22 protein-coding genes and 1 tRNA gene are annotated in these 21929 nt (G+C 42.2%); 21 read left to right on the top strand and 2 right to left on the bottom strand.

Annotation, left to right across the window (positions count from 1 at the left end; all coding sequences use genetic code 11):
• Positions 1-206 precede the first annotated feature (206 nt).
• Genes infC through rplT form a run of 3 tightly spaced genes read left to right on the top strand, consistent with a single transcriptional unit; the run spans position 207 to position 1308 of the window.
• Positions 207-701, top strand: a complete 495-nt coding sequence (gene infC, locus ACTQ1L_RS00235; RefSeq protein ID WP_012742792.1) for a translation initiation factor IF-3 — start codon at positions 207-209, stop codon at positions 699-701.
• Between the two features lie 21 nt (positions 702-722).
• Positions 723-920, top strand: a complete 198-nt coding sequence (gene rpmI, locus ACTQ1L_RS00240) for a 50S ribosomal protein L35 (RefSeq protein ID WP_012742791.1) — start codon at positions 723-725, stop codon at positions 918-920.
• 31 nt (positions 921-951) lie between these two features.
• A complete protein-coding gene (rplT, locus tag ACTQ1L_RS00245) occupies positions 952-1308 on the top strand; it encodes a 50S ribosomal protein L20 (RefSeq protein WP_012742790.1) in 357 nt (118 codons plus the stop codon).
• 63 nt (positions 1309-1371) lie between these two features.
• On the opposite strand, the gene ACTQ1L_RS00250 is transcribed toward rplT, so the two are convergent.
• Positions 1372-2211: an AraC family transcriptional regulator gene (locus ACTQ1L_RS00250; RefSeq protein ID WP_118371410.1), complete on the bottom strand. Its 840-nt coding sequence runs from the start codon at positions 2209-2211 to the stop codon at positions 1372-1374.
• A 110-nt stretch (positions 2212-2321) separates the two neighbouring features.
• On the opposite strand from ACTQ1L_RS00250, the gene galE reads away from it, so the two are divergent.
• Positions 2322-3338, top strand: a complete 1017-nt coding sequence (galE, locus tag ACTQ1L_RS00255) for a UDP-glucose 4-epimerase GalE (protein WP_015516548.1) — start codon at positions 2322-2324, stop codon at positions 3336-3338.
• Between the two features lie 462 nt (positions 3339-3800).
• Here the strand turns inward: galE and ACTQ1L_RS00260 are convergent.
• A tRNA-Glu gene (locus ACTQ1L_RS00260) sits at positions 3801-3872 on the bottom strand.
• 216 nt (positions 3873-4088) lie between these two features.
• Between ACTQ1L_RS00260 and rimP the strand changes: the two genes are divergently transcribed.
• The 17 genes from rimP to ACTQ1L_RS00345 all read left to right on the top strand — a co-directional run bounded on the left by rimP (position 4089) and on the right by ACTQ1L_RS00345 (position 21824).
• Complete coding sequence (gene rimP, locus ACTQ1L_RS00265) at positions 4089-4556, top strand: ribosome maturation factor RimP (protein ID WP_321111647.1); 468 nt, start codon at positions 4089-4091, stop codon at positions 4554-4556.
• A 37-nt stretch (positions 4557-4593) separates the two neighbouring features.
• Positions 4594-5886, top strand: a complete 1293-nt coding sequence (gene nusA, locus ACTQ1L_RS00270) for a transcription termination factor NusA (RefSeq protein WP_441365036.1) — start codon at positions 4594-4596, stop codon at positions 5884-5886.
• Positions 5886-6158, top strand: a complete 273-nt coding sequence (gene rnpM / locus ACTQ1L_RS00275) for an RNase P modulator RnpM (protein WP_441365037.1) — start codon at positions 5886-5888, stop codon at positions 6156-6158. Before nusA ends, rnpM begins: the two co-directional genes overlap by 1 nt.
• Positions 6159-6168: 10 nt before the next feature.
• Positions 6169-6462, top strand: coding sequence for a L7Ae/L30e/S12e/Gadd45 family ribosomal protein (locus tag ACTQ1L_RS00280; RefSeq protein ID WP_012742784.1), 294 nt, complete (start codon positions 6169-6171; stop codon positions 6460-6462).
• Positions 6463-6479: 17 nt separating this feature from the next.
• On the top strand, positions 6480-9200 hold the full coding sequence (infB, locus tag ACTQ1L_RS00285) for a translation initiation factor IF-2 (RefSeq protein ID WP_441365038.1): 2721 nt from the start codon (positions 6480-6482) through the stop codon (positions 9198-9200).
• 75 nt (positions 9201-9275) lie between these two features.
• The gene (rbfA, locus tag ACTQ1L_RS00290) at positions 9276-9641 is read left to right on the top strand and encodes a 30S ribosome-binding factor RbfA (RefSeq protein WP_012742782.1); all 366 of its coding nucleotides are present in this window, start codon (positions 9276-9278) and stop codon (positions 9639-9641) included.
• Positions 9642-9656: 15 nt separating this feature from the next.
• A complete protein-coding gene (locus ACTQ1L_RS00295) occupies positions 9657-10604 on the top strand; it encodes a DHH family phosphoesterase (protein ID WP_441365039.1) in 948 nt (315 codons plus the stop codon).
• An 18-nt stretch (positions 10605-10622) separates the two neighbouring features.
• A complete protein-coding gene (truB, locus tag ACTQ1L_RS00300) occupies positions 10623-11522 on the top strand; it encodes a tRNA pseudouridine(55) synthase TruB (RefSeq protein WP_441365040.1) in 900 nt (299 codons plus the stop codon).
• Between the two features lie 17 nt (positions 11523-11539).
• Positions 11540-12469 (top strand): bifunctional riboflavin kinase/FAD synthetase, encoded by a 930-nt coding sequence (locus ACTQ1L_RS00305; protein ID WP_441365042.1) that lies wholly within the window; start codon positions 11540-11542, stop codon positions 12467-12469.
• Between the two features lie 143 nt (positions 12470-12612).
• Positions 12613-13812 (top strand): C40 family peptidase, encoded by a 1200-nt coding sequence (locus tag ACTQ1L_RS00310; RefSeq protein WP_441365043.1) that lies wholly within the window; start codon positions 12613-12615, stop codon positions 13810-13812.
• Between the two features lie 142 nt (positions 13813-13954).
• Entirely contained in the window at positions 13955-14221 is a 267-nt protein-coding gene (rpsO, locus tag ACTQ1L_RS00315; protein ID WP_321111655.1) for a 30S ribosomal protein S15, read from the top strand.
• Positions 14222-14394: 173 nt separating this feature from the next.
• Positions 14395-16485 (top strand): polyribonucleotide nucleotidyltransferase, encoded by a 2091-nt coding sequence (locus tag ACTQ1L_RS00320; protein WP_321111656.1) that lies wholly within the window; start codon positions 14395-14397, stop codon positions 16483-16485.
• Between the two features lie 188 nt (positions 16486-16673).
• Positions 16674-17510: a S8 family peptidase gene (locus ACTQ1L_RS00325; protein ID WP_321111657.1), complete on the top strand. Its 837-nt coding sequence runs from the start codon at positions 16674-16676 to the stop codon at positions 17508-17510.
• A 74-nt stretch (positions 17511-17584) separates the two neighbouring features.
• A complete protein-coding gene (cls, locus tag ACTQ1L_RS00330; protein ID WP_441365044.1) occupies positions 17585-19120 on the top strand; it encodes a cardiolipin synthase in 1536 nt (511 codons plus the stop codon).
• A 110-nt stretch (positions 19121-19230) separates the two neighbouring features.
• A complete protein-coding gene (locus ACTQ1L_RS00335) occupies positions 19231-19980 on the top strand; it encodes a segregation and condensation protein A (RefSeq protein WP_321111659.1) in 750 nt (249 codons plus the stop codon).
• 17 nt (positions 19981-19997) lie between these two features.
• Positions 19998-20561 (top strand): SMC-Scp complex subunit ScpB, encoded by a 564-nt coding sequence (scpB, locus tag ACTQ1L_RS00340; RefSeq protein ID WP_441365045.1) that lies wholly within the window; start codon positions 19998-20000, stop codon positions 20559-20561.
• An 81-nt stretch (positions 20562-20642) separates the two neighbouring features.
• Positions 20643-21824 carry a D-alanyl-D-alanine carboxypeptidase family protein gene (locus tag ACTQ1L_RS00345; protein WP_441365046.1) on the top strand — a complete coding sequence of 394 codons (1182 nt, stop codon included), beginning with the start codon at positions 20643-20645 and terminating at the stop codon, positions 21822-21824.
• The last annotated feature ends 105 nt before the right edge of the window (positions 21825-21929 follow it).

Consider the following 21929-nt stretch of genomic DNA (forward strand, 5'->3'; position numbering starts at 1 on the left):
GAATTCAGATAAAAGTGTTGACAACCGGAATTGTCTGTGATATATTCTAGTAGTTGTATGAAAACAAAGTAGAGTATCCACTCTCACCTAAGCGCAATTGCGCGACTTAGCGTTAATATTTTCAAACATTTGTGTTGAAGATTGTATAGTGGATAGTCTGCCTATCCACTATTTTTTTATGGAGGTACAAGACCATTAGCGAATTAATGATTAATGAACAGATCAGAGACAGAGAAGTTCGACTGATTGGGGCAGATGGAGAACAGTTAGGAATTGTTTCTTCAAGAGAAGCTCAAAAGATTGCAGACGAAGCAGGACTTGATTTAGTAAAGATAGCACCAAATGCAAAGCCACCTGTATGTAAGGTGATTGATTATGGTAAGTATCGTTATGAGCAGGCCCGCAAGGAAAAGGATGCAAAGAAAAAGCAGAAGACCGTTGAATTGAAAGAGATTCGTCTCTCACCTAACATTGAGGCTAACGACTTGAATACCAAGATGAATGCTGCAAAGAAATTCCTTGCAAAAGGAAACAAGGTAAAGATCACACTCAGATTCAGGGGACGTGAGATGGCTCATATGAATGCAAGCAAACATATCCTTGATGATATAGCTGAGAATCTTTCAGATGTAGCGGTAGTGGAGAAAGCACCAAAGGTTGAAGGAAGAAGCATCGGTATGGTGCTGGCAGAAAAGAGATAACAATTTAAGGAGGAACACACAATGCCAAAAATGAAAACAAGCAGAGCAGCTGCAAAACGTTTCAAAGTTACAGGAACAGGAAAGTTAAAAAGAAATAAAGCCTACAAGAGACATATCTTAACTAAGAAAACAACAAAGACAAAGAGAAATCTCAGAAAAGCAACAATGACAGATGAGACAAATGTTAAGAATATGAAGAAGATTTTACCATACATGTAATCGGTAGTATTAGTTAAGGAGGAATCAACAAATGGCAAGAGTTAAAGGCGGTTTAGGCGCTAAGAAAAGACATAACAGAACATTAAAGTTAGCAAAGGGTTACAGAGGCGCTAGATCTAAGCAGTATAGAGTAGCAAAGCAGTCAGTTATGAGAGCACTTACAAGCTCATACGCTGGACGTAAAGAGAGAAAGAGACAGTTCCGTCAGTTATGGATTGCCCGTATCAACGCAGCAGCTCGTCTCAACGGACTTTCATACAGCCAGTTCATGCACGGCTTAAAGTTAGCAAACGTTGACCTTAACCGTAAGGTATTAGCTGATATGGCTGTTACAGATGCAGCAGGATTTGCTAAATTAGTAGAGGTTGCTAAATCTAAGCTTGCTTAGTTTTAGCATAAAGAGATATATGAAAAAAGCTGCCGGGCTTCACATGAAGCCCGGCAGCTTTTTTTATTCTTGAGCTTTTTTGTATTTACTGCGATACTCCTTAGGCGAAAGGCCTTTTATTTTATGAAATGTCTTTGAAAAATAAAGGCTGTTATCAAACCCTATAGAGCCTGCAATTGCTGTGATGGACAATGAGGAGTGTTTAAGCAGATAGCATGCCTGCTTGATTCTGAAATCGGTCAGATACTCCTTTGGTGATACACCGAGGATGCTCTGGAAGGAACGGAACAGATGGCTTCGGCTTAAACCTATATATGATGCGATATCCTCAACAGTGATAGGGTATGAATAGTTGGCGGAGATGTATTCTATGCCCTTTTGCACATAGGAATTTGCACTGTTTTGCGGTGGTTTTGATGTGGCGGCGCTGACAAAGAGGGCGAGGGTGGTGTAGAGTCGCCCGGTCATTTCCAGCGCGTTTTCAAATTCTGTGCCTCTGGCGTCGTATATATGCATGAGCTGTCTTTTGATTTCGTTTCCGTTTGATACATTGTGTATGTATGGATGCGCTTTTGTGAAATCAGTGGCTCTTAAAATGGTTGCGGCATCGCTGCCGGTAAAGCCTACCCAGGTATATTCCCAAGGGTCTTCTGCATCAGCCTGATAAATCACTTCGGTATTTGGATATACGAGAAACGCATCGCCGGGAGTTAATGTGTGAACACTGCCATTTACAGTGTAGCGGCCTTTACCACTTATGATATAGTGAATCAGATAATGGTCTCTGATACCCGGTCCCCACTGGTACAGGCTATCACAGCTCTGGAAGCCTACATTATATACGGACAGAGATACAAGCTCTTTTTCTTTTACGATATAGGAATTTTTGTATTTATTGTTCATATTGTCTACCTTTACAACATTTTTACATATTTCTTCTACATTTTATTCTATACAAAAATGAGCAAATGCGCTACAATAAATTTAACAAAAATGAAAAGGAGATATTTATTATGGCAATTTTAGTTACTGGTGGAGCCGGATATATCGGAAGCCACACATGTGTGGAGCTTCTTGATGCAGGCTACGATGTTGTAGTACTTGATAATCTTTCAAATTCATCTGAGAAGTCACTTGACAGAGTTAAGGCTCTTACAGGCAAAGAAGTAAAGTTCTATAAGGGAGATATCCTTGACAGAGACATACTGAATAAGATTTTTAAAGAAGAAAAGATAGATAGCTGTATTCACTTTGCAGGACTCAAGGCAGTAGGAGAGTCTGTGGCAAAGCCTTGGGAGTACTATAACAATAATATCGCCGGAACACTTACACTTGTTGATGTGATGAGACAGAATGGCTGCAAGAGCATCATTTTCTCTTCATCAGCTACAGTATACGGAGATCCTGCACAGATTCCTATCACAGAGGAGTGCCCAAAGGGACAGTGTACAAACCCATACGGCTGGACAAAGTCTATGCTTGAGCAGATACTTATGGACATCTACAAGGCAGATAATGAGTGGAATGTCATCCTGCTTCGTTACTTCAACCCAATCGGAGCTCATAAGAGCGGTACAATGGGTGAGAATCCAAACGGTATTCCAAACAACCTCATGCCTTACATCACACAGGTGGCAGTAGGCAAGCTTAAGGAGCTTGGAGTATTCGGAGATGACTATGATACTCCTGACGGAACAGGTGTGAGAGATTACATACATGTAGTTGACCTTGCGGTTGGACATGTCAAGGCTTTAAAGAAAATTGAGGAGAACGCAGGCCTTTGCATCTACAATCTTGGAACAGGACACGGCTACAGCGTGCTTGATATCGTAAAGAATTTCGAGGCTGCAACAGGTGTTAAGATTCCTTATACAATAAAGCCTAGAAGACCTGGCGATATCGCTACATGCTACTGTGACCCATCAAAGGCCAAGAGAGAGCTCGGCTGGGAAGCACAGTATGGTATCAAGGAGATGTGTGCCGACTCATGGAGATGGCAGAAGAACAATCCTAACGGATACGATGACTAATTATAACTGATTTTTAAGCCGGATTTATACTTGAATTATTTATGCCTTGGAGCATTCTGTAGTAAACAGAATACGCTCCAAGGTATTTTACTTTAAGGCAGAAATGTTTATTATAGCGTGGATATACACCGGACGCACCCGCAGCACCGAAATGCACCTTGCATGCGCTAACGCTACGCTGTCAAGATACTGTACGAATTATGCTTTTTAGGCTCACTTTGCTTGACGAAACCGTCGAAACGCGCCGTCCGTGGCGCGGTTCTCCTTGACTTGCCTTCCATGGCAAGTCATTTCTGTGTTTCATGGGCATAATTCTACAGTATCTAAACAGCCTCGCTAGTCGCTTATGCAAGGTGCATTTCGGTGTGGCGGGTGCGTCCGGCGTCAACAACAATAAAAAAACATCGCATAAATGCGATGCTTTCGGGTTGGGCTGTATTTAATTGAATAAATATCAGTGAGCAGTCCGTACGGGAATCGAACCCGTGTTTCCGCCGTGAGAGGGCGGCGTCTTAACCGCTTGACCAACGAACCGTGTATTATACTATCATGGAGTTTCAAAAAAAGCAAGTACTTTTTTAAAAAAACTTGATTTTTTTTTCTGATAGTGCTATCATACCTATGATAACAACGTTGACTGGATTGAGAGAGGGCAAAAGTCCTCTCTCAATTCACGTTTATAAACATCAGGCAGCTATTCAGAGCAATTGTGAATAGTTACAGCCATATAATCAAAAGAGAGGTGATAAAATGTCAAAGGCAAGTGTATATGAGGCAAAGACAGAGAGCTTTATAAAACCAATTCTTGACAGCATGAATTTTGAGCTTGTTGATGTCGAGTATGTTAAGGAAGGCGGTATGAACTACCTGAGAGCATATATTGATAAGGAGGGTGGCATAACCGTTGATGACTGTGAAGTGGTTGCAAGGCAGATGAATGAGATTCTCGACAGAGAGGACTATATTCCTGATTCGTACACTTTCGAGGTCAGCTCGCCGGGGCTTGGAAGACCTCTCAAGAAGGAAAAGGACTATGTGCGCAATATGAATAAGGAAATAGAGATTCGCACATACAGAGCTATCAACAAATCAAAGGAATTTTATGGTCTGCTTAAAGCCTATGATAAGGATACAGTGACAATAACCGATGAAGACGGAAATGAGACTACATTCAATAAGAGTGATATCGCACTTATACGTCAGGCATTGGATTTTTAATTAAAGCGCACGATAACACAAATAGGAGGAAAAAATAATGAGCAATGAGTTATTAGAAGCGTTAAATATATTAGAGCAGGAGAAAAATATTAGTAAAGAAACTTTACTTGAGGCAATTGAGAACTCCCTTGTGACTGCCTGCAAGAACCATTTTGGTAAATCAGACAATGTAAAGGTAGAAATCGATCCTGAGACATGTGCTTTCTCATGCTACCAGGAGAAGACAGTTGTGGATGCAGTTGAGGATCCGGTGGAGGAGATTTCATTAGCAGATGCCCACAAGGTAAACGGCAACTATCAGCTTGGGGATATCGTGAGAGTTGAGGTGAAGTCAAAGGAATTCGGACGTATCGCTACACAGAACGCAAAGAATGTTATCCTTCAGAAAATCCGTGAGGAGGAGAGAAAGGTAATATTTGACGAGTACAACAGCAAGGAAAAGGATGTTGTGACAGGTGTTGTTCAAAGATACATCGGAAAGAATGTCAGCATCAATTTAGGCAAGGCAGATGCACTTCTGACTGAGAGTGAGCAGATAAAGGGCGAGGTATTCAAGCCTACAGAGCGTATCAAAGTATATATCCTTGAGGTTAAGTCCACATCAAAGGGACCAAAGATTCTTGTTTCAAGAACACATCCTGAGCTTGTGAAGAGACTTTTCGAGTCAGAGGTTACAGAGGTTAAAGAGGGCATAGTTGAGATAAAGGCTATATCCCGTGAGGCCGGAAGCAGAACAAAGATTGCCGTATGGTCAAATGATCCAAATGTAGACCCTGTAGGAGCATGTGTAGGTATGAATGGTGCCAGAGTCAATGCTATCGTAAATGAGCTCCGCGGTGAGAAAATCGATATCATCACATGGGATGAGAATCCTGCAATACTTATCCAGAATGCACTTAGCCCTGCAAAGGTTATCTCGGTTATAGCAGATGCAGATGAGAAATCAGCAAAGGTTGTTGTTCCGGATTATCAGCTTTCACTTGCAATCGGTAAGGAAGGACAGAATGCAAGACTTGCAGCAAGACTTACAGGCTTCAAGATTGATATCAAGAGCGAGACACAGGCCAGAGAGTCAGGAGATTTCATGGATTATGAGAATGACTATGAAGAGGATGATTATGATGACGATTATGATTATTCAGATGATGAGCTTGCTGAGAACGAGAGATTAGCTGATACAGAACAGGCAGATGTACAGGCAGAGGCTTTTTATACAGGGGCTGACGAGAACGAAGCAGCAGGTACAGAAAATGATGCGGTAGCTTTAGAAGCAGATGCTTCTGATATCGATGAGACAGATGATGTGGCAGATAGTGGTGATGAGCAGTAATGGCAAATAAAAAGATTCCAATGCGCAAATGCGTAGGGTGTCAGGAGATGAAGGAAAAGAAGTCACTTATCCGCGTGGTAAAGACTGCGGAGGGAGACATCATTCTTGATGACACAGGCAAGAAAAACGGCAGGGGTGCTTATATATGCAAGAGCATTGAGTGCTTTAAAAAGGCTAAAAAGACAAAGGCACTTGAGCGTTCCCTTGGTGTTAGTGTAACAGAACAGATATATGAGGAGCTTGAAAAGGAGATGAACCAAATTGACAGATAGAGTACTTTCTATGCTGGGATTAGCAGCAAAGTCAGGCAATGTGGTTAGCGGAGAGTTTTCTACAGAGAAAGCTGTAAAGACAGGAAAGGCATTTTTAGTGATAGTTGCAGATGATTCATCGGACAACACAAAGAAGCATTTTTCGGATATGACTGCTTTCTATGAGGTTCCGATTTATTTTTATAGTGACAAGGTGGGGTTAGGGAATGCGATAGGCAAAGAGTTTCGCGCTTCCCTTGCAGTTACGGATGAAAACCTTGCAAATGCAGTGATAAAAAAGCTGCAGTCGAATAAAACTGAATAGTGGAGGAAAATAGATATATGGCAAAAATGAGAGTTCATGAACTTGCAAAAGAATTAAATATAAAGTCACAGGACGTCATAGATACATTAAACGGCACACAGTTTGCTGTCAAGAATGTGCAGAGCGGTCTTGAGGACGAGGCACAGAAAATTGTGCGAAAGAAGTACACAAAGGCAGAAGAAAAGAAAGAGACAGATAAGAAGGAAGAGCCTAAAAAGGATGATGCAAAGGCGGCAGACAGACCAAAGAAGAAGGCCAGCATCACTACTGTTTTCAATGCTCAGTATAGCAAACAGGGCAGGAAAACAAATGGCGGAAACGGCAATGGAAAGGGTGCAAATGGTGGGGCAGAGCGCAGAAATGGCAATGGCAGACGCGATAATCAGTCATCACGTCCAGAGCAGCACAGCATTATTAAGCCAAGACCGGTCGGAGAGAGAGCTATGCGCCCTATAAGTGAGCGTACAGCAGATCCGTATGCCGATATGAAGCCTGCCAATTCACGTCCGGCACGTCAGGCTGACGCAGACAGAAGAGGCGACAGACGTCAGGATAATGGTGACAGAATCAACAACAGAAATACTGACAGAAATACCGACAGAAGCAGAAATACGGACAGAAACAGCGATAGAAGACCAAACAATCGCGACAATAACCTCGATAACAACAGAGGTTTCAGAAATGACTCCAGACGTCCTGCTGAGGGTGGCAGAAGCTTTGACAGAAATAACGATAGAACAGGCGGCAGAGGTGATGACAGAAACCGTTTCAGAAAAGAAACAGTTGCGGTTGCAGCTCCTGATGATGTAAGAGGCAAGGAGAGCAGAGACAGAGGCAACGACAGAAAGAATAAGCACAATCACAATCAGAGCCAGAAGCAGGATAAACTCGGAAAGAAGCAGGAGAATTACATCAATCTCGAGAAGCACGGCGGCAAGAAAAAGCCACAGCAGCCTAAGGCACAGCCAAAAGAGGATGAGAACGAGATTAAGACAATTTCTCTTCCGGAGAAGATTACAATCAGAGATTTAGCTGACAAGATGAAGGTTCAGCCTTCTGCCATAGTAAAGAAGCTTTTCATGAAGGGCGAGATGGTAACAGTTAACTCTGAAGTTGATTTTGCAGCCGCAGAGGAGATTGCGTTAGAGTTTAATTTCATCTGTGAGGAAGAGGAGAAGGTCGATGTGATTGCAGAGCTTCTCAAGGAGGATGAAGAGGATGAGAGCAAGATGGTTCCTCGTCCACCTGTAGTCTGTGTAATGGGTCACGTAGATCATGGTAAGACATCACTGCTTGATGCCATCAGACAGACACGTGTTACAGACCGTGAGGCAGGTGGTATCACACAGCACATTGGTGCATCTGTTGTATCAATTAATGACCAGAACATCACATTCCTTGATACACCGGGACATGAGGCATTTACAGCAATGCGTATGCGTGGTGCAAACTCTACTGATATCGCAATCCTTGTTGTTGCTGCAGATGATGGTGTAATGCCACAGACTGTTGAGGCTATCAACCATGCAAAGGCAGCCGGTGTAGAGATTATCGTTGCTGTCAACAAGATAGATAAGCCAAGTGCCAATATCGACAAGGTTAAGCAGGAACTCTCAGAGTATGAGCTTATCCCGGAGGATTGGGGTGGAAGCACAATATTCTGTCCTGTATCTGCACATACTAAGGAGGGTATCGACAATCTCCTTGAGATGATTCTTCTCACAGCAGAGGTGCTTGAGCTCAAGGCTAATCCGGACAGAAATGCAAGAGGTCTCGTAATCGAGGCACAGCTTGACAAGGGTCGTGGTGCGGTTGCCACAGTGCTTGTACAAAAAGGAACACTCCATGTCGGAGATCCTATCGCATGCGGAAGCAGCTATGGTAAGGTAAGAGCCATGATTGATGACAAGGGCCGCAGAGTAAAGGAGGCTAAGCCTTCTACACCTGTAGAGATACTTGGACTTAACAGTGTGCCATCAGCAGGTGAGACATTTGTGGCATGTGATTCAGAGAAGGAGGCAAAGGCATTCTCTGACACATATATTTCAGAGGAAAAGAATAAGCTTATTGAGGATACAAAGGCAAAGATGTCACTTGATGATCTGTTCTCACAGATTCAGTCCGGCAATATGAAGGAGCTTGATATTATCGTAAAGGCAGATGTACAGGGTTCAGTTGAAGCTGTTAAGCAGAGTCTTGTCAAGCTTTCAAATGAGGAGGTTGTGGTCAAGGTCATCCATGGCGGCGTTGGAGCCATCAACGAGTCAGATGTTATCCTTGCATCAGCATCAAATGCAATCATCATTGGCTTTAACGTCAGACCGGATCCTGTTGCCAAGACTACAGCAGACCGTGAAGGCGTAGATATCAGACTTTACAAGGTCATCTACAATGCAATCGAGGATGTATCTGCTGCCATGAAGGGTATGCTTGATCCTGTATTTGAGGAGAAGGTTATCGGACACGCGGAAATCAGACAGATTTTCAAGGCTTCAGGCGTTGGAAACATTGCAGGTTCATATGTGCTTGACGGATTTATGGAGAGAGGCTGCCGTGTCAGAATTAGCAGAGAGGGTGAGCAGATATTCGAGGGCGACCTTGCTTCACTCAAGAGATTCAAGGATGATGTCAAGGAAGTCAAGACAGGCTACGAGTGTGGTCTTGTATTTGACGGATTTAATGATATTCAGGAATTAGATATTGTAGAAGCCTACAAGATGGTAGAGGTTCCAAGATAATCATATATTTGTTATCATGAATTAATGTAACTATTCGGATAGTTACGGTTTAATATAAAAAGAAAGCGGGATTATATGAGAAAGAACAGCATAAAAAATATTCGTATCAACGAAGAGGTGATGCGTGAACTGTCAAATATCATACGCGGTGAGATAAAGGATCCGCGTATCAATCCCATGACAAGTGTTGTTGCTGTCGAGGTGGCACCTGATTTAAAGACAGCAAAGGCTTATATCAGTGTGCTTGGTGACAAGAAATCACAGGCTGATACACTTGCAGGACTTAAGTCAGCGGAGGGATATATACGCAGAACTCTCGCAAAGAACATCAATTTAAGAAATACACCTGCCATTACATTTATCATAGACCAGTCTATAGAGTATGGTGTTGAGATGTCTAAAAAGATTGATGAAGTAACAAAAAATCTCAAAGAGGATTAATAAAGAGGATTGATTATGACAGAGATTGATTCTATTTTAAAGGATGCACAGTCAGTTGCCGTTTCCGGTCATGTAAGACCGGACGGTGACTGTGTCGGTTCAACACTTGCGGTATACAACTACATAAAGGATTATTATCCTGATATAAAGGCAAGACTTTATTTAGAGCCAAGCCCGAACATCTTTAAGTTTATGCAAAGAGCAGATGAGATTGACAGCAGCTATGCAGATGATACCGTATACGATCTGTTCATAGCATGTGATTGTAGTGACATAGGCAGACTGGGAAGTGCAGCTAAGTATTTTGAGTCTGCAAGAAGGACACTTTGCATAGATCATCACGTCACTAACGGAGCTTTTGCAGACGCAAATTACATCTTTCCGGATGCGAGCTCAACCTGTGAGCTTGTGTTTGAACTTCTGCCGAAGGAGCGCATCACAATACAGATAGCAGAGTGTATTTACACAGGCATGGTGCATGATACAGGTGTGTTCCAGTATTCATGCACTTCAAAAAAGACTATGGATATAGCAGGCTCCCTTATGGAGATGGGCATTGATTATTCAAGGATAATCGATGATACATTTTATACAAAGACATTTGCCCAGAACAAGATTATGGGGCAGGCACTTTTGAATGCTGCTTTGTATCTGAATGGTGATGTTATATTGTCTGCAGTATCGCGTGCTGAGATGGAGAAGTACAACGTACTTCCAAAGCATCTCGACGGTATTGTAAACCAGCTTCGTGTGACAAAGGATATAAAGGTTGCTGTATTTCTCTACGAAAATGAGGATGGCACCTACAAGGGCAGTCTGCGCGTAAACGGTGATTATGATGTGGCAAAGGTTGCGTCGGTATTTGGCGGTGGAGGACATATAAAGGCCGCTGGATTTACGATTGACGGACCGCTTGAGGTGGCAACAGAGCGCATACTTACGGCAATTAAGGACAATATTTAGGGAGATATTCTTGGGCAGATGGTTAACGGAATAATCAATGTATACAAGGAAAAGGGCTATACAAGCTTTGACGTTGTGGCAAAGCTTAGAGGCATATTCCACCAGAAAAAGATTGGTCATACAGGTACACTTGATCCGGATGCACAGGGCGTTCTTCCTGTATGCCTAGGAAAGGCAACCAGAGTGTGTGACCTTTTGACCGACAAGGACAAGGTCTATAAAGCTGTGCTGCTTTTGGGACAGGAGACAGATACACAGGATATTACAGGGCAGGTCTTAAATCAGGCTAAGGTCAATGTGACTGAGCAGGCGGTGTATGATGCAATATCACAGTTTGTTGGCAGGCAAAAGCAGGTGCCGCCTATGTACTCGGCTTTAAAGGTCAATGGGAAAAAGCTCTATGAGCTGGCAAGAGAGGGCAAGGTAATAGAGAGAAAAGCCAGGGATATTGAGGTGTTTGGCATCAATGTTGAAAGCATTGATTTGCCGGAGGTTACGATGACGGTGCACTGTTCAAAGGGCACATATATCAGGACGCTGTGCAATGACATCGGAGAGAGACTGGGCTGCCATGGCTGCATGAAGTCACTGCTTAGAGTAAGGGTGGCAGGCTTTGATTTAGAGCATGCACTTACACTTTCGCAGATTCAGTCGAAGGTGGATGAAGGCTGCCTTGATATGGTACTGCCTGTTGATGGAGTGTTTGAAAATCTGCCGGCAGTGCATACTGTGGCAGATGCTGATAAGCTTGTCAGAAATGGAAATAAGCTTCCGGCAGTACTTACGGATTATTTAAAACACGGTGCTGACTCTGATATAAGATACAGAGTATACAATCATGAGGGCATATTTGTCGGTGTGTATTCGTATCTTGATGAGACCGGTGAATTTAAGCCGGTAAAGATTTTTATGGAATAGAATAGTATACAGATATTATGGAATATATAAGCAAAACTCTGGATTTTCATGTCGAGGAGCCTTCCGTCATCTCGTTTGGAAAGTTTGACGGGCTTCACAGAGGACATGAATTTCTGATGGAAAAGCAAATTGAACAGAGCAATCTGCATGGCTACAAGCGAATCATATTTACGTTTGACATTCCTCCCAAATCGGAGGTGCTTGGCATTGAGTCAAAGGTTATAATCACAAACGATGAAAAACAGTATGTGTTTGAAAAATCAGGTATTGACTATCTGATAGAGTGTCCGTTTGTGCAACAGGTGATGACAATGGAGGCGGATGCGTTTGTCAGATGGATAGTTAAAAGTCTTAATGTCAAGTGTATCATTGTCGGAGATGATTTCCGTTTCGGGCACAACAGGGCAGGAGACCACAGGCTGCTTTCTGCGATGGCAGGAGAGCTTGGATACGAGCTTATTGTGGTGGACAAAATAAAGGATGGAGACAGGGATATAAGCAGTACGTATATCCGTGAGGAGATTGCGGCAGGACATATTAAAAAGTCGAATGAACTGCTGGGTTATCCGTTTTTTATAAAAGGAAGGGTAGTGCATGGCAGAGCGTTAGGCAGGACTATTGGCATTCCGACAGTCAATCTTTCAGTGCCGCACGATAAGCTGCTTCCGCCAAAGGGAGTGTATATGTCGAGGGTTCTTGTCAGGGACAACTGGTACCTTGGTGTGACCAATATAGGCTGTAAGCCTACTATAGAGGGAAAAAATCCAATTGGTGCAGAGACATATATCATAGATTTTGGGCAGGATGTTTATGGGCAGGATATTATGGTAGAGCTTCATAAGTTTGTAAGACCTGAGATGAAGTTTGATTCAATAGAAGCGTTAAAGAGCCAGATGAGCGCAGATATCAATTTTACAATCAATTATGCAGGCAGTCACACATTTTAGTGTGACTGTTTTTTTGCTAAATAGCCCAAAATAACGAAAAAATGATAAATATTACAGAATTATTACAAAGAAATATTGACATTTTAACAATTTATGATATACTCCTAACCGTGGGATTATAGATAGCATGAATCGGAGGCTATATGAAAAACAAGTTAAAATTAGGACAGGCAGCAGGCGTTGTAGCGTTTGCTATTATTATAGGAGCGGTATCTATGAGCTCAAGCAGCACGGTGGATGCCAGGACAACAAATGCAGAGGCAAATAAAAACAGATCAGTGAATGCGGGTGTTGCACTTAATCTGACAGAGGCGGCAGATGCCACAGAGCTTCTCACAGCAGGGGTTACATCGGCTCTTACTTATTATGGAGCTGACGTATCGGTAGCGCAAAACGACAGCAATGTTGTTACTGCATCTGCTCAGGGTGCACAGGTTGGCGATACTGCACAGGAGACAGAACAGGCAAATGAGGCATCCCAGACACCGACAGCTGCACAGACCTGTGGTTACACAAATCTTGGTATGTCAGTTATCAGCAGCGGAAACTTAAATATCAGACAGGAGGCTTCGACAGACAGTGAAGTGGTAGGTATCCTTACCAATCACAATGCCTGTGAACTTCTTGAGGATGTCGGAGACTGGTATAAGGTTACATCAGGCAAAGTGACAGGATATGTAAGCAAGCGGTATCTTGTGACAGGAGATGAGGCAGAGTCTATTGCAGAACAGGATATGAAAACTGTTGCCACTGTAAATACTGAAACACTGAATGTACGTGCAGAGAAGTCAACAGAGGCTGCGGTGCTTTCACAGGTTGGAAATTCAGAGGCATTCACAGTCAATTCTGTTGCTGACGGCTGGGTTGAGATAAGTGTGGATGATTCTGTCGGATATATATCACAGGATTATGTGACATTGGCACAGGCACTTCCTACGGCAAAGACAATTGAGCAGGTGAAGTATGGTGACGGTGTATCAGATGTAAGGGCATCGGTTGTATCATATGCATTACAGTTTGTCGGAAACAGATATGTGTGGGGAGGTACAAGCCTTGAGAATGGTGTTGACTGCTCAGGTTTTACAATGAGAATACTTGGAAAGTATGGAGTTTCGTTACCACATTCATCAAAAGCACAGCCTTCATATGGCACAAAAATCAGCGCATCTGATGCAAAGCCGGGAGATTTATTCTTCTACGGAAGTGGAAGCAGCATCTCACATGTTGCAATTTATATCGGAAACGGACAGATTGTCCATGCCAGCAACAAGCGAGACGGAATCAAGGTTTCAAATGCATTTTACAGAAGTCCGATTTGTGTTGCAAGATATTTGCCGGATTAATAAAAAAGTTGTTTACAACAAATGCTTACTATGCTATACTACATAGGTATGGTTTTGCCCATGTTCGGTAGTTGGACACTCCGACCTATTGCTGAGCATCATACATGTATCAGGGCGCATTATAATATAAGGAGGATCAACAATGATCGCAAAGGAAAAGAAACAGGCTATTATCGCAGAGTACGGTAGAACACCAAATGACACAGGTTCACCAGAGGTTCAGATTGCAATTCTTTCAGCAAGAATCGCAGAGTTAACTGAGCATTTCAAGCAGAACCCAAAGGATCATCACTCAAGAAGAGGAATGTTAAAGATGATCGGTCAGAGACGTAGATTACTTGCATACCTTAAGGAGATTGATATCGAGAGATATCGTTCACTTATCGAGCGTTTAGGACTCAGAAAATAGTATTTTCTTTAGAGCGGAGTAATTATTATTCCGCTCTATTATTGTTTTTATTATTGTTTTTTGAAAAGCAGAAGTAAGCCGAGACCACTAAAGAGTGCATGAGCGTACATGTATTGTTTAGTAGTTTCGGAAGAGGAATACACTTCTGCAAAAGAATTTTAAGGAGAATTAATATGTACAAAAGTTATTCAATGGAACTTGCCGGCAGGACTCTTACTGTAGATATCGGAAGAGTAGCAGCTCAGGCTAATGGAGCTGTTTTTATCAAATATGGTGATACAACAGTCCTTTCAACAGCTACAGCATCTGACAAGCCACGTGACGGTGTGGATTTCTTCCCACTCAGCGTTGAGTTCGAGGAGAAGATGTACTCTGTAGGAAAAATTCCGGGCGGATTTAACAAGCGTGAGGGAAAAGCATCAGAGAACGCCATCCTTACAGATCGTGTAATTGATCGTCCTATGAGACCTCTTTTCCCAAAGGATTACAGAAATGATGTTACATTAAACAACCTTGTCATGTCAGTGGATCCTGAGTGCCGTCCTGAGATAGTTGCAATGATCGGTACAGCTCTTGCTGTTCATATATCAGATATTCCGTTTGACGGACCATGTGCAATGACACAGATGGGACTTGTTGATGGAGAGTTTATCGTAAACCCTTCACAGAAGCAGTGGGATGAGGGCGATTTACAGCTCACGGTTGCTTCTACCAAGGAAAAGGTTATCATGATTGAAGCAGGAGCCAATGAGATTCCTGAGGATCAGATGATTGAGGCAATCTACAAGTGCCACGATATCAACCAGACAGTTATCGCATTCATGGATCAGATCCGTGATGAGATTGGCAAGCCAAAGCATGAGTATGAGAGCTGTGCTATTCCTGAGCAGATGTTCGAGGATATCAAGAAAATTGTTACTCCTGAGCAGATGGAGGAGGCAGTATTCACAGATGAGAAGCAGAAGCGTGAGGAAAATATAAGAGCTATCACAGAGCAGTTAGAAGAAGCCTTCGCTGACAATGAGGAGTACCTTGCGGTACTTGGTGAGGCTATTTACCAGTATCAGAAGAAGACAGTCAGAAAGATGATTTTAAAGGATCACAAGCGTCCTGACGGCCGTGCAATCAACCAGATCAGACCACTCGCAGCAGAGGTTGATTTGATTCCTAGAGTTCACGGCTCTGCAATGTTTACCCGTGGACAGACACAGATTTGTGATGTTGTAACACTTGCTCCTTTATCAGAGATTCAGAAAATCGACGGACTTGATGCAAATATCACAACAAAGAGATATATGCATCACTATAACTTCCCTGCATACTCTGTAGGAGAGACAAAGGTATCACGTGGACCGGGACGTCGTGAGATTGGACACGGAGCACTTGCTGAGAAGGCACTTGTTCCTGTACTTCCAAGCATTGAGGAGTTCCCATATACTATCCGTGCCGTATCTGAGACATTTGAGTCAAACGGCTCTACATCAATGGCTTCAACATGTGCATCATGTATGTCACTTATGGCTGCAGGTGTTCCAATCAAGGCTATGGTTGCCGGAATCTCATGCGGACTTGTAACGGGCGATACAGATGATGATTTCCTTGTGCTTACAGATATCCAGGGTCTTGAGGATTTCTTCGGAGATATGGATTTCAAGGTAACAGGTACACATAAGGGTATCACAGCTATCCAGATGGATATCAAGATTCACGGACTTACAAGGCCTATCGTTGAGGAGGCAATTGCGAGAACACGTGAGGCACGTCTCTACATCATGGATGAGGTCATGAGCAAGGCAATCGCTGAGCCTAGAAAAGAAGTCAATGAGTGGGCTCCAAAGATTGAGCAGATTACAATTGATCCATCAAAGATTGGTGATGTTGTCGGACAGAAGGGCAAGACAATCAACGAGATTATCGACAGAACCGGTGTCAAGATCGATATCACAGATGATGGCGCTGTTTCAGTTTGCGGAACAGATAAAGAGATGATTGCAAAGGCAATCGAAATGATTAAGATTATCACAACTGATTTTGAGCAGGGACAGATCTTTGAGGGCACAGTTGTAAGCATCAAGGAGTTCGGTGCTTTCATCGAATTTGCTCCTGGCAAAGAGGGAATGGTTCACATTTCTAAGATTGCAAAAGAGAGAATCAACAGAGTAGAGGATGTACTCACACTTGGAGACAAGGTAAAGGTTGTTTGCCTTGGCAAGGACAAGATGGGAAGAATCAGCTTCTCTATGAAGGATGTAAAAGAGGATTAATTAATATACGTTAAAGTATAACAATAATACCCAATAAAGGGCTGCACGCAGGTGCAGTCCTTTTATAATAGTAAGGTGATATGATGTAAGGCAAAACAGGTGCATCTGTGGAATGTAATCATACTATGAGCGAAGCTGTGTCATATTGTGAAAACAAATCATATATTAAATTAAAAAATAAAATAATAATGAAAAATGCGAAATATAGTATAAATGCAAATCTGGTATATAAAAATGGTTATAGTGGTAAAAATGTCAATATAGCAGTGCTTGATACTGGAGTGTTTAAACATAAACAGCTTTATGGGTGCATAAAGCACTTTATGGATCTTGTGGGTGGTAAGGAGACATGTTATGACGATAATGGGCATGGTACGCATGTGTGCGGTATATTATCGGCTGCAGATATAGGTATGGCTCCGGGGGCAGGACTTTACGTGTTTAAGGTGCTTGACTATCTTGGCATGGGGCAGACATCGGATTCGATTCGTGCACTTAAGTATATAAAAGAAAACTGCGTCAGACTTAATATAAAAATACTCAACTTCTCTGTAGGATATCTGCCATATTCTGATGCAGCAGAGCGCGTTAAGATATTGAAGCTGATAGATGAATTGTGGGATATGGGAGTGGTAGTTGTTGCGGCAGCGGGTAATTATGGACCTGCACCTTTTTCAGTAACTGTGCCGGGAATTTCAAGAAAGATAATTACAGTCGGAAGCTTCGATGATATAAGAAGCGGCAAAGGTCCGACCGATTGCTGTATTGTAAAGCCTGAGATTCTGGCTCCCGGGCATGATATCATAAGCCTTGGAACGAGGGATGGCACATATGTAAGAAAGACAGGTACTTCAATGGCTACACCGATTGTATCAGGTGCAATAGCACTTCTGCTGGAAAAAAATCCAAATATGAGACCAGAGGAGGTTAAGCTTGCCCTGTATAATACATGTGACAGGGCAGGAGACAGCCGCAAAGGCTCGTGGGGGATTATAAATGTTGATAAATTGCTTGGAATAATATAATATGTATTAGAGATTTATTATAGAAAATATAGGAATATCTTGTTTAAAGATTGTAATTTCATGGTAGGGCATAGATGAGGAAAATATTACAAAAACTGCTTTCAAAGCTATTTATCGTTTCGACAATAATAATCATACAGATGATATGGTGGTTCTTTTTATTTTATACGGCATCTGTTGCCAGCAGGGTGTTTCAGAATCTACTGTATGTGGCAGCCATATTGCTCTCGCTTTATATTGTCAACAGGCGGATGAAAATGTATATAAAAATGTCATGGATATTTTTGATACTGAGTGTTCCAATCGTTGGTATTCCGTGCTATTTCTTTTTCGGAAGACCGGAGCTTACGTCAAAGACACAGAAAAGAATGGCAAGAATTGTGGAAGCATATGCGACGCTTCGGCCTGAGAACGAGCTGCTAAATGAGACACTCAGACAGACAGATATGGATGCATACAGACAAAGCAGGCTTATCACTCAAAATCAGAAATATCCACTGTATGCGGAGGACTGCACAGAGTACTTTAAATCAGGTGAGGAGGCTTTTGGAAGCATTTTAAAAGATTTAAGGTCGGCTGAAAAGTTTATCTTTATGGAGTATTTCATAATCGGAAGTGGAGTTATGCTTGATCAGATACTTGATATACTCAAAGAAAAGGTAAAGCATGGAGTTGTTGTAAGAATCATATATGATGATTTTGGCAGCATAAATGCCATTCCGCCACACTTTATAAAAGAGATGGAGAGCATCGGAATACAGACCAGACGATTCAATCCATATAAGCCCATGCTTTCAGTAATTATGAATGACAGGGACCATAGGAAGATACTGGTAGTAGACGGACGTGTGGCGCATACCGGTGGATACAATATAGCAGATGAGTATATCAACAAAAAAATCAGGTTTGGATACTGGAAGGATGCCGGTATCCGTGTGGAGGGAGAGTGTGTAAACAGTTTCACGACGATGTTCCTTGAGATGTGGAATTATATCAATAAGGACAATGCAGTACATGATGAATATCTGAATCCACACAATACCTTCAGTCAGTCAGAGGAAAGCGGTTTTGTCCAGCCGTTTTGCGATTCTCCACTTGAGCATGATGATGTAGGAGAGAATCTTTATGTGAGTATCATCTCAAGAGCTAAAAAATATGTTTATATTTTTACACCGTATCTGATACTTGGTACGGAGCTGTCGCATGCTATGATATCGGCAGCCAGATCAGGTGTTGATGTGCGTATTGTTGTACCTGAGATTCCCGATAAAAAGCTGATTTATCTGCAGACAAAGGCTAATTTCAGGCCTCTTATCGAGGCAGGGGTGAGAATATATCTTTACACACCCGGCTTTATACACTCTAAGTGTATAGTGGCAGATGATGATACTGCGATAGTTGGCACGTGTAATCTGGATTTCAGGAGCATGTACTGGAATTTTGAGGATTTTGTATACATGTACAGGACTCATTGCATCGGAAAAATAAAAGAGGATGCGATAGAGACGTTTGCGGTCTCTGAGGAGATAGATGAGGAAAGTACGGCTGATATTTCACTTGCCGGCAGGCTGATGCAGAGCATACTGCAGCTGTTTGCACCGCTTCTGTAAGCTTAAATTATTGTAAACGACTTTTGAACAGTGATATTTTTACGGGGTTAAAATCACTTGAAAAAAGAAGTATAAATTGTTACAATAGCCTAATATGGAGATTACGATAGATGGATATAACTTTTAAACTGCAGGTATTTGAGGGACCCCTTGACCTGTTATTGTATTTGATAGAAAAGAATAAAGTAAATATTTATGATATCCCGATTGTCGAGATTACAGCGCAGTACATGGAGTATGTGGATCAGATGAAAAAGGATAACCTGGACACGCTCAGCGAGTTTCTCGTTATGGCAGCTACACTCCTCGACATAAAGTCAAAGATGCTTCTTCCAAGAAAAGAGGAGGAAGAGGAGGAGCAGGAAGATCCAAGAGCAGAGCTTGTGCAGCAGCTGCTTGAGTACAAGATGTACAAATGCATGGCTGATGAGCTTAAGGACCGCCAGCTGGATGCCGGCAAGGTGTGGTATAAGAAAAAGGACATACCGGATGAGGTTTTGGCATATGAGGAGCCTGTTAATCTTGAGGAGCTTGTCGGAGATATCCGTCTTTCTGATTTAAACAGAATCTTTCAAAGTATAATGAAGAGACAGGAAGAAAAGATAGATAAGGTCCGCTCGAAGTTTGGAAAGATTGAAAAGGAGGAGGTCTCCTTAGAGGAAAAGATGGATTATCTGACAGATTATGCTGCTTCACATAAGCACTTCAGCTTCAGAGGGATGCTTACTGCATCATCAAGCAAGGTAGAGGTTATAGTCACATTTCTTGCCATACTTGAGCTTATGAAAACAGGCAAATTAACTATCGTTCAGGAGCATATTTTTGATGATATCCGGATTGAGTCAAGGATTGCTGCATAAAGAGGGTTTGAGGATATATGAATTATAAAGCTGCAATAGAGGCTATTTTATTTACCATGGGAGAGTCCGTGGAGCTTGGAAGGATAGCCGATGCAATACAATTAAGTGAAAATGAAACAAAAAAGCTGATTGAGGAGCTTAAGAAGGAGTATGCAGACTCTGCAAATATAGGTATGAATATCATAGAGCTCGATGGAGCCTATCAGATGTGTACAAAGCCACAGATGTATGAGTATCTCATCCGCATTGCGAAGCAGCCTAAGAAGAGGGTGCTCACGGATGTGCTTTTGGAGACTCTTTCAATCATAGCGTATAAGCAGCCTGTCACAAAGGCTGAAATAGAAAAAATCAGAGGCGTGTCAAGCGAGCATGCCGTAAGCAAGCTCGTCGAGTACAATCTGGTGCAGGAGCTTGGAAGACTTGATGCTCCGGGAAGGCCGCTTTTGTTTGGTACCACAGAGGAATTTCTAAGAAGCTTTGGCGTTCAGTCTATTGACGAGCTGCCGGTGCTAAGTCCTGTGCAGGTGGAGGAGTTTAAGCAGGAGGCAGAGGAGGAGATGCATGTGAAGCTTGATGTGTAGTGCTTGTGCATTGCGTAACCTGCCATTTCATATAATAAGGACATGCTAATAATCATATATATTACCGATGGAGGTAATTATATGATTATTTTTTGGAAAAAATATATGTCGAAAAAAGCTTTAACAGTGTTCATTTGCGTGTTAATTTGTACGCTCGGCGGTTTGCCTGATTTTGAGATAACAGAAAAGCAAAAAGTGCCAGGCTTGGAAAAGAAAAGTGTGTTTATGGCAGCGGAAATGGGCAGTGAAATGGCGGCCGAAAATACTGTTGCTAAGAATACTGACAAAGTCGTAAATGAGCCCGGGCTTCATGCTGTTTCGGCAGCATTATATGATGCTGATGACGAGACGTTTATATATGGTAAAAACATGAGAGATAGCATGGCAAATGCAAGCACCACAAAGCTTCTTACGTGCATTGTGGCTCTTGAGAAAGCCGATATAAATGATATGGTCACAGTTTCACAAAATGCCGCATTACAGCCGGAGGTTAAGCTTGGATTGGTGCCGGGGAAAAGCTACAGGATGAAGGATTTACTTTATGGCATGATGCTAGAGTCGTTCAACGACTGTGCCTATGCGATTGCAGAGCATGTGGGCGGCTCTACGGAGGGCTTTGCGAAGCTTATGAATGAAAAAGCGAATGAGATAGGGTGTCTTGGCACGTATTTTATCACACCAAATGGGCTGGATGCTGAGAATGATGTGAGCTTTCACCACTCCACGGCGGGAGATTTGTGTGTTATAATGTCTTATTGTGCGTGGAAATCACCAAAATCAGCACAGTTTCTTGAGATAACACAGACTATGCAGTACACATTTGAGACAGAGGAAGGTCAGATGGTTTTTAGCAATCACAACAGGCTACTTACGGAAACAGACTACTGCATATCGGGAAAGACCGGCTTTACAACAAAGGCAGGATACTGCTATGTGGCAGCAGTCGAAAAGGATGGAAGGAAAATGTGTCTTTCTCTTTTGGGCTGCGGGTGGCCAAACAATAAAAACTATAAGTGGGCTGATGCAAAAGCATTGGTGGCGTATGCAGCTTCAAGGTCAGAAACAGATTCTGATAGTAATGAAACTTCTGTTTCTGCAACAATACAACAGACCGGTGATAGACAGACAACTGATAAGCAGGTGGCAAAAAAAGAGAATGGAAACAAAATTAACTTAAAATATATAGAAAACAACAAGAAGAATAAGAAAATTTACAAGAATTTTCTCAAGAATTTTACAATTAATATAGGAAATTTTTTCTAAACAAAAATTAAGGTTAAAAATTTAACAAATTAGTTGAAAAAAATTGGGAAATAGTCTATTATCATACTAGCGAAAAATTTTATTTTTTTATAGATGGAGGATATA

This window comes from Agathobacter sp. LCP21S3_B2 (assembly GCF_052118705.1).
Lineage (GTDB): Bacteria > Bacillota > Clostridia > Lachnospirales > Lachnospiraceae > Roseburia.